The 9063-nt window shown below is 42.8% G+C and carries 7 protein-coding genes; 3 read left to right on the top strand and 4 right to left on the bottom strand.

Annotated features, from left to right (window positions below):
* The first annotated feature begins 887 nt into the window (after nucleotides 1–887).
* From QUB70_RS30020 to QUB70_RS30010, 3 genes are all read left to right on the top strand, one after another.
* Nucleotides 888–1889: an ABC transporter substrate-binding protein gene (locus QUB70_RS30020; RefSeq protein WP_332985351.1), complete on the top strand. Its 1002-nt coding sequence runs from the start codon at nucleotides 888–890 to the stop codon at nucleotides 1887–1889.
* The gene (locus QUB70_RS30015; RefSeq protein ID WP_332985350.1) at nucleotides 1877–3604 is read left to right on the top strand and encodes a sensor histidine kinase; all 1728 of its coding nucleotides are present in this window, start codon (nucleotides 1877–1879) and stop codon (nucleotides 3602–3604) included. The genes QUB70_RS30020 and QUB70_RS30015 overlap by 13 nt, the downstream gene beginning before the upstream one ends.
* A gap of 221 nt (nucleotides 3605–3825) precedes the next feature.
* A complete protein-coding gene (locus QUB70_RS30010) occupies nucleotides 3826–6315 on the top strand; it encodes a BsuBI/PstI family type II restriction endonuclease (RefSeq protein ID WP_332985348.1) in 2490 nt (829 codons plus the stop codon).
* A 26-nt stretch (nucleotides 6316–6341) separates the two neighbouring features.
* Here QUB70_RS30010 and QUB70_RS30005 read toward each other — a convergent pair whose 3' ends face one another.
* From QUB70_RS30005 to QUB70_RS29990, 4 genes are all read right to left on the bottom strand, one after another.
* On the bottom strand, nucleotides 6342–6818 hold the full coding sequence (locus QUB70_RS30005; RefSeq protein WP_332985347.1) for a DUF2656 domain-containing protein: 477 nt from the start codon (nucleotides 6816–6818) through the stop codon (nucleotides 6342–6344).
* An 8-nt stretch (nucleotides 6819–6826) separates the two neighbouring features.
* Nucleotides 6827–7708: a HEAT repeat domain-containing protein gene (locus QUB70_RS30000; RefSeq protein WP_332985346.1), complete on the bottom strand. Its 882-nt coding sequence runs from the start codon at nucleotides 7706–7708 to the stop codon at nucleotides 6827–6829.
* 9 nt (nucleotides 7709–7717) lie between these two features.
* Nucleotides 7718–7984, bottom strand: a complete 267-nt coding sequence (locus QUB70_RS29995) for a hypothetical protein (protein WP_332985345.1) — start codon at nucleotides 7982–7984, stop codon at nucleotides 7718–7720.
* A gap of 137 nt (nucleotides 7985–8121) precedes the next feature.
* Nucleotides 8122–8730 (bottom strand): phycobiliprotein lyase, encoded by a 609-nt coding sequence (locus tag QUB70_RS29990; RefSeq protein WP_332985343.1) that lies wholly within the window; start codon nucleotides 8728–8730, stop codon nucleotides 8122–8124.
* Nucleotides 8731–9063: the final 333 nt, after the last annotated feature.

Raw genomic sequence — 9063 nt, 5'->3', positions numbered from 1 at the left:
GAACTTGCTGAAGGTTTGGATATATGCGGTATTGATATCGTTGTTTCATAGAAACTATTTTAGCAGTAAAACGATCGTTGAAAACTGTATCTATGTTAAGATTGTGACTAACTCGAAAATGAAGGCGGTTAAAACCGCTGCCGACTTTTTCCCGTGTCTAAAGCCAGGGGCCCGGCGGGCTCGTTTTCCGGTCAACAGTCGCCGAACAATGAGCGTGCAGCGGAAAGTCCGCCCTATTTATGCGTGCGAGTTCGGGTCTTGTGGGGCGGTCTGCCGCTGAAATGAGTCATGCAATTACGATCGCGATCGTAATTGCAATACCCAATACTTTAAAATTACCCGTTGGTCGCCCTTCGCTAACGCACGATCGCAAGTTTTGATTCGATCGGGCTCTTACAGACAAAAAACCTAGCAATAAAACCCCCAAATCCCGTTGAAAAATGGGGTTTGGGGGAATTCGTTGAGGCCTGGAAGCCTTCTCATCCGGCTGATATCGTTACCCATCGCGATGTTGGACGGAATTTTCCCATGTGATGAACCGTGGATTGCAGCGCCCCAGGAACCGCCAGAGAAACGAACCCCTCAACTCCAGGAAGCGATTCGCATCGCAAGATCGGCGTTGTGTAGAAGTTCTCACCACATTTGCCTGGAGATAAATTCGTGGATTCTTATGTGCGGGAATCAGCGACGATTTCTTGATTTTGGTTGGATTTGGTGATAAATTATAAGCGAGGAGAATAGTTCTATTTTACATTTGTTTTGGGCGTTTTTTCAGGGAATGACATCCAGAAAAGTTCTTGCTATCATCGACGAACAAGAGCGTTGAGGCTGCATAGATGACTGGCAAAGCTCAGACTGGGACTAGACAATTATTGCGTAGGTGTTGGTTGACTTTAACGAAATGGCGATCGCTCGGTGTGCTGTGCGTTTTGACACTGGCGGTTAGCCTGATTGTGAATGCCTGTAACCTGGCATCACAGCAACTTGCTCCCTTGCGCGTGGGAATTCTTAGTTGGGCAGGATTTGATATTGCACTTTATGCTCAGGAAGCGGGATTATTCAAACAGCGCGGATTAGATGTGCAACTCATTCGATTTGAGAATAATCAAGATTCAACTCGCGCCATGCTGCGCGGTAATTTGGATGCTAATTTTACCTCTTTGTGGGATGTGCTCCTGTCTGATTCGGGGAATGATAAGCCTGTGGTTCTGATGGTAACAAATATTTCTCATGGGGCTGATGGTATTGTGGCTCAACCTGCAATCAAGTCAGTGGCAAACCTTCGCGGTAAAAGAGTGGGATCGAAACTTGGAACAGTAAATCATCTGATTTTATTGGAAGCCCTCAAGTTGCACCAGATTAAACCCGAAGAGGTCAAGATTGAGGATGTTTCCAACGAGATAGCGGTTGATTTGATGCAGAAAAAACGTTTAGATGCCGCCGTGATCTGGCAACCGTTGCTAGGGGAAACGGCTCAAAATATTAAGGGTAACATCATTTATACTACTCAGGAAATTGATAGTTTAATCATTGATACTTTGGCTTCTAGATCGACTATTACCAGGACTAAAAAAGCTGAACTCAAGCAATTTATTATGGCTTGGTTTGATATTATGAGTGCAGTGGAAACAAAGCCGAATGAAGTATTTCAAAAGGTTGGAAAAAGTCTGGGACAGAAGAGTGAGGCTTTTGCTAAAGATTACGCTGGTCTGAAAAAGGGTGATATTGCTATGCAACAACAGATGTTTAAGTCTGGTCGCTTACCAGAAGCGATCGCTCAAATGGCTAAACTATTGAAATCTGACCCTCGTGCCGGAAAGATACCGCGTCAGGATGTGGAGATTAATACTGAGCTCGTAACTACAGCAATCGATGAATGGAAATTATGACGAAATTCCTGCATCCCCATAGCTTGTCGCAGCGCTTGCTAGTTAGCGTTGGGTTGTCGATTGCCACAGTTGGACTAGCCACTCTTGGACTCAACTATCGGCTGATGCAGTATGACTTAGCAACGCAAGTTCATAACCGGGCTCAATCAATTACACAATCTCTGGAATTTTCTACAGAAGGCTTACTAGAGTTGGAGAATAAAAGCATTCTGCGACGGGTTGTGCAAAATTTTGCCACGATGCCCGGTGTGCTGGAAATTGCGATTGTCGATCCATCTGGAATGGCGATCGCCCGCAGCCCTCAAAATGCGACCGATCGGCCATACACTTCGATCTATCCACAACTCGCGATCGCGATCGATCGGGCGGCAACGGCAGGCATTGAAGTCCGGCAAGATATCGTCGCGGATAACCAGCCTGCGATCGCGCAAATTCTGCCTTTTAGTAGTACCTTGTTTGGCACATCCCAACGACGGGGAGTGGCGATCGTGCTACTCGATCTCAACCAAATGCAGCAAGCTGCTGACAAAACCTTCATTGCCTCAACTTTGTCATTGCTAGTTGGCATCATCACAATTTTGTTAATCATGGGGATACTCCTTCAGAAGAATGTATTGCAACCCTTGCGGGACTTGAATGAAGCAGTTTCCCAAAGTAAAAAAACTGGCATCTTTCCTATGCCAAACACGATTCCAGATAACGAAATTCAATTTTTGGCAAGCACATTTGAGGAAGTATTCCGACAATTGGAAATCCACGAGCAACTCACTGCCGAAATAGCTCAACGCAAACAAATAGAAGTCATATTACGCGATAGCGAAGCCAGAGAACGAGACAAATCTCAGCAGCTCGAGCAGGCAATTGAGAATTTAAAACTAACGCAAACCCAACTGATTCAGACAGAAAAAATCTCATCATTGGGGCAATTAGTTGCAGGAGTAGCCCATGAAATCAACAATCCGGTCAGCTTCATTCATGGCAATTTAATTCACGTACAATATTATGCTGACAGTTTATTAAATTTGATACACCTATATCAAAAGCATTATCCAAACCCAATTGACGAAATTGAGGAAGAAGCAGAAAATATTGACCTGGTTTTTTTGCAAGATGATTTACCTAAAATTCTGAGTTCAATGAGAATTGGTACCGATCGCATTCGCCAGATTGTGCTGTCACTCCGCAATTTTTCCAGGATGGATGAGTCAGAATGTAAAGAAGTTGATATCCATGAAGGAATTGATAGCACCCTGTTAATTTTGCAACATCGTCTCAAAGCGCGGCCCGAACATCCAGAAATTAAAGTCATTCGAGAATATGGTGATTTACCGCTAGTTGAGTGTTATGCCGGGCAACTAAACCAAGTATTTATGAATATTTTGGCAAACGCTATTGATGCACTCGAAGAAATAAATACTCAACGGGTAGCTTGCTCGATCGAGAAGCACCCATGTTGTATTACAATTTGTACCTCGGTGGTAGATTCGCAATGGGTTAAAATTGCGATCGCCGATAATGGCAATGGAATTCCAGAATCTATTCAAACACAGATATTCAATCCATTTTTTACAACAAAGCCTGTAGGGAAGGGAACCGGAATGGGAATGGCGATTAGTTATCAGATCGTTACTGAAAAACATGGTGGCACGCTCAGTTTTTTTTCAACGCCAGAAAAAGGGACTAAGTTTGAGATTTGTATTCCTGTTCGGCATTAAGAGTTGACAACCGAGAATTTTTCAGTATAATTAATATTTTTACTACTATAAATTTACTAAGCTGTTCTGCATTTAAATTGTATGTCAAAAAACAATAAAACTATTGTGGGGAGTAGGGGTTGGGCGTCCCGCCCGCCCCGACGATGCAATTTAAATGCGCGACAGCTTATGAGTGAGACAAATCTGTGCTATGTCTTCATATCTGACAATAAATTAACAGCATGACTACCTTTCTTACAGACTCCACTGACATTACCAGGATTCATTTTTCCTCAAGGCTAAATATCAAGCAACGTAGTGAATTAGGTCAGTTTTTGACTCCCGCACCTATTGCCCGTTTTATGGCAAGACAATTTAGCAATCTATCAGGTCACATCAGTCTTCTCGATCCTGGAGCTGGAATAGGGTCATTAACTGCTGCTTTTGTCGAGCGACTATTGATAAATCCTCACGAGGTTAAGAGTTGTTTCATCACAGCTTATGAAGTCGAATCAACTTTTATAACATCTTTAAATCAGTGCCTAATAGAGTGTTGTAATGCTTTAGAACACAAAGGAATTAAAGCAAACTATTCTGTGCTAAATAACAACTTTATAGAGAATAACAACCCAATAATTTTACCGCGTTTTACTTCGTATTCTACTACTTTTACTCACGCGATTTTGAATCCACCGTACAAGAAAATCAACAGCAAGTCCATCGAAAAAAAAATACTTTTAAGGCTGGGAATTGAAACAGTCAATCTATATAGTGCATTTGTTTGGCTTACTATGTTACAGCTTTCTGAAAATGGAGAGATAGTTGCAATTACACCTAGAAGCTTTTGTAATGGAGCTTATTTTCGTCCTTTTCGCAAAGCTTTTTTGGAAGACATGGCTCTTGATAAAATTCATATTTTTGAAAGTCGTTCGGCAGTATTTTCGGAAGAAAATATATTGCAAGAAAATATCATTTTCCATGCGGCTAAAACAAAAAAAAATCCCGATTACGTAAAAATCACCAGTAGTCATCAAAATGAGTTAGAGCAATTTTTAGAGTTAAGATATGTTCCCTATGATGAGGTTGTTGCAAATAATGATTATGAGGGTTTTATCCATATCGTCACAAACTCTATCGAAGATTATTTGAGAGTACAAATGAATAAATTCTCAGCTACTTTAGCTGAACTTGATTTAGAAGTATCAACGGGTCGGGTTGTAGATTTTCGTCTCAAATCCGCTTTGAGAAATTGCTTAGATGAGCAAAGTGTTCCCTTGCTTTACCCAGAATCTATGAAAGCAGGAAAAGTTTTGTTCCCACCCAGAAATCCTCGTAAGTCGATCGCAATTGAACAAAATCAAGAAACAGACAAATGCTTAGTTCAATCAGGTTGGTACGTTTTGACGAAACGTTTTTCTGCTAAGGAAGAGAAGCGTCGTGTTGTTGCTGCTGTGTGTCCTCCTGTAGACGCGCCAGCACTAGGCATAGAAAATCACCTTAACTACTATCATGCTAGAGGTAAGGGCATGAATCCCGACCTTGCACGAGGTCTAGCAGCATTTCTCAATTCAACTTTATTTGATAGTTACTTTCGACAATTCAGTGGACATACACAGGTTAATGCAACAGATTTGCGTAAAATTAAGTATCCTTGCAAAGATGATTTAATTAAATTAGGCAGTCAGATGGGTGATTCTCACCTTGACCAGGATCGACTTGATACAGTTGTACATAAAACTCTGTCAATTATGAGCGAAGCAACAAACGCAGTTCAAGCTAGTAAAAGAATTGAGGAGGCACTTGCAATTCTCAAAGATATTTCTGCACCAAAAGAGCAACAGAACGACCGATCGGCACTTTGCTTACTGGCATTGGCAGATATTCGACCTGAAACTCCTTGGAATCAAGCGACAGCACCAAGACGCGGGATTACAGAAATGATGGATTGGTTTCGCGATCGCTACGGTAAACAATATGCACCAAATACACGCGAAACAGTTCGACGACAGACGATGCACCAGTTTGTGCAAATGGGGATGGTTGTTGAAAATCCCGATCGACCAGATCGACCGATTAACAGCCCTAAATGGTGTTATCAACTTCATCAACAAGCATTGTCACTTTTGAAATCATATAACTCTGAGCAGTGGGAAGAGGCTCGTCAAAATTATGGTATTTCAGTCACAAATTTATTGCAGGAAAAGAATCGAAACATACCAATAATTCCCATAATTTTGCCTGACGGTCAAGCTATTCAACTTTCATCAGGTGGACAAAATATCTTAATTAAAGACATTCTGGAAAGCTTTTGTCCCAGATTTACACCTGGAGGTTTAGTTCTGTATGTGGGTGATGCTGGGAAGAAGTTCATTATCAATGAAACCCAGAAGTTTCGAGAACTGGGGGTTGAGTTAGATCCTCACGGTAAAATGCCAGACATTGTAGTTCACTATGAACAGCAAGACTGGCTTGTATTAATAGAAGCTGTTACCAGTCATGGCCCCGTCAACTTGAAACGTCGGAATGAATTAATGCGGCTCTTTCAGTCCAGTGGTAAGGGATTAGTTTTTGTTACTGCTTTTCCAAGTCGTAAGGAGATGACTCGATATCTTGTTGAGATTTCTTGGGAAACAGAAGTTTGGGTAGCAGATCAACCAGAGCACATGATACATTTTAATGGGGAGAGATTCCTTGGCCCTTATGAAAACCCAGAGAATGGTTCTAGTCACTAGAGAACATTCAGGTTTCAATTCACCCGTTACCCCTTTCTCCTTTCAACCTTAAAAACATCCTCAATACTTTTCCCCGCCGTTTTCTCCTCCCACCCCATCGCCATCAAAAAACTCTCAGCAGACTGAGTTTCCACCACATCCACCCCCCATTCTCCCGGTTGCAACGCATCAGCATCGCTAGTCAAAGGAGGAGTCTTCTTCAATCCCGCTAAAATCAAAATATCAGGAAAAAAATCATCAGTTTGACCCTGACTCATCCGCTTATCCACCAAGCTTTGAGCACAAAATTCTCCCACTTGAGGCGGAGAAAAAGCATCAGTAGAAAATAAAACTTCTACCATCCAATGACCGTGATTTAATTGACGACACTTAATCTCAGGATATTGACTTAAACCCTCAGAAAATACCAGAGTAAATTCTTCCCGACTTAAAGTAGAAAAAACACCCTCGGGCATATCAAAATTATGAGAAAGCAACATCCGCCCCGTTCCAGATTCAGTCATACTTTTAGTTACTTAATTTGAGAAATTGCCAACTTAATCACACCTTGAATCGCCGCTTCCGATTCCTTTTCCAATGCAGCTTGTAGCGGTTCGATCGCAGCCCGATCGCCCACTTTCATCAAAGACAAAGCCGCCGCCCTGCGAGTTTCCCCATCACCACGCTCCAGCAACTCAACCAGATTAGGAATGGCCGGTTTATAAGCCAGATTTCCTAAAGCCGCCGCCGCCTCACAGCGCACATCAACATCAACATCCGTCAGAGACTTAACCAAAATCTCGAATAATTCATCCTTCGGTTCTTCCTGTGCAACTTTGGCGATCGCCCCTACCACCGCACCGCGCACCACAGGCGAATCAGAGGCGATCGCCCGATACAAATACTCCTTCGCCCCCGCCCCAATAAAAGCCAACGCCCAAGCCGCATGACCGATCGTACTCTCTGGCAAATCAGTTGACCCTAAAATATCCAACAAAGCCTGCACAGACGGCTCCCCAATCCTCGCCAGCGCCCCAATTGATGAACCCTTAACAACAGTATCTTCATCATTTAAAAGAGAGTGAATTAAATTAGGAACCGCAGTTGGATCGGCAATCAAAGTTATAGTTTTAGCCGCAGCCCGCCTAACTACTACATTAGCATGATTAGCCAAAGCATCCAACAAAAAAGGAGTTGCCGCTTCGCCAATTTCAGCCAAAGTTTCCGCACACCGCAGTCTAGTCATCCCCCGCTTATCGCCCAAAGATTCAACCAAAAGCTGCAAAGTTTCCGCATCATTAACATCAAAACTATCTAAGTCTATTTGTTCTGTCACCTTTCGCAGCAAAGCATCCGTTTCAGCCTGAGCCAATAAAATTGGATCGACCTCAGTTGAAGCATTAGAATCGACCATAATTATCACCTAATTATTAGTAGTTAAAGCCGCTAATTGAGCGCGAAGACTCTCCAGTCCAGCATCAATCTTAGCAAGTTCCGGCTCAATTTTAGCCATCGCAGCCTTCGGAGGTAATTTTGCCTTTTGTGCCGCAGTCATCGTTTCATTAACCAAACGTTCGCGATATTTCTCAAATTCAGCAATTACTTCTGCCAATTCTTCAACATTAGTCTCTGGTGAAGTGGCGACACTTTCCTCGTTATCAGATGGATTCAATTCTTCGTTTTCAGACATAGTTTTGATAGTTTGATAATCAGTCCGCGCAGGCGGACTTTGTGTGTGTAGCCGCGATTTCAATCGCCGGGATATTTCAGACTTTATTTGCGCGATCGCGTTGCTGCGACTCGTTAAATCGCCGGGATATTTGTGCTTTAAGGTGACAGCACACCCACCCCAGAAAATCTCAAGCGATTCTGTTCAATCATCTCTTCTAAAGCAGAGTGAGAAACACAACGACGCTCAGAACAGTATGCCATTTGTTTAACCCCATTTATCATCTGCACAGTCATCACCCGTACCCGAAAATGATCGTTAATAAACCAACAGCGTTCCTGTCCTTGATTAGTCTCATATTCCGTCTCAATAGTCAACACCCCATCATCCGCAAAATGGTAAACACCGATGACCGGAATACCTTCAACATAGCCTCGATTTCGCAGAAACTTGCCCGTTCTCGGATTACTAGGATTAGGCACATCTACCAGAATAGCAGCATAGTTTTCGTTCGGGACTGTATCATCTAAATTATCCTGCCACATAAAACTGCATCCCCCACTAACTAAAGCGGGATCGACATTCTGCTGTTGACAAACGTCTAAAATTCTGGGATCGTCAGTTGACAAAACGTCAACGATGACATTGGATTCTCCCGACTCATCAGCCGCAGCAGTATCAAAATTATGGACTGTTCGCTGAGTAAACCAAACGCCCTCACTCTTGCGAAAGAAATCCATCATAGTCATAGGTGGTGTTAGCAGCATTTCTCTGTCAAATTAGCGATAGGAATCAGAGGCATTGAGACAAATCTCATTGAAAAACCGAGATTTAGGCTTTGACCTGAGCTTAGCCGAACTGGGAATCCGATCTGATTTTGGTTAAGAAAAATAAACAAACTTGATATCCTCCCCACTGATGAATCAGGGGGATTCCAATCTACCCAAACAAAGAAAGTTGTTTAGGGAATTGGTGGGTTGACGCTTCACAGGAAGATGCCACACTCTTATGCGGTCTTACTCCGTCCTCCACGTCCGTTTTTAGTCTCAGGCAATCCACCCGCGACTTTTATGTTAATTGCTGCGTTTTTATCTCGGTCG

It is taken from the genome of Microcoleus sp. A003_D6 (genome assembly GCF_036702825.1).
In the GTDB taxonomy this organism is placed as follows: Bacteria; Cyanobacteriota; Cyanobacteriia; order Cyanobacteriales; family Microcoleaceae; genus Microcoleus.
This window is presented reverse-complemented; position numbering and strand designations above follow the sequence as displayed.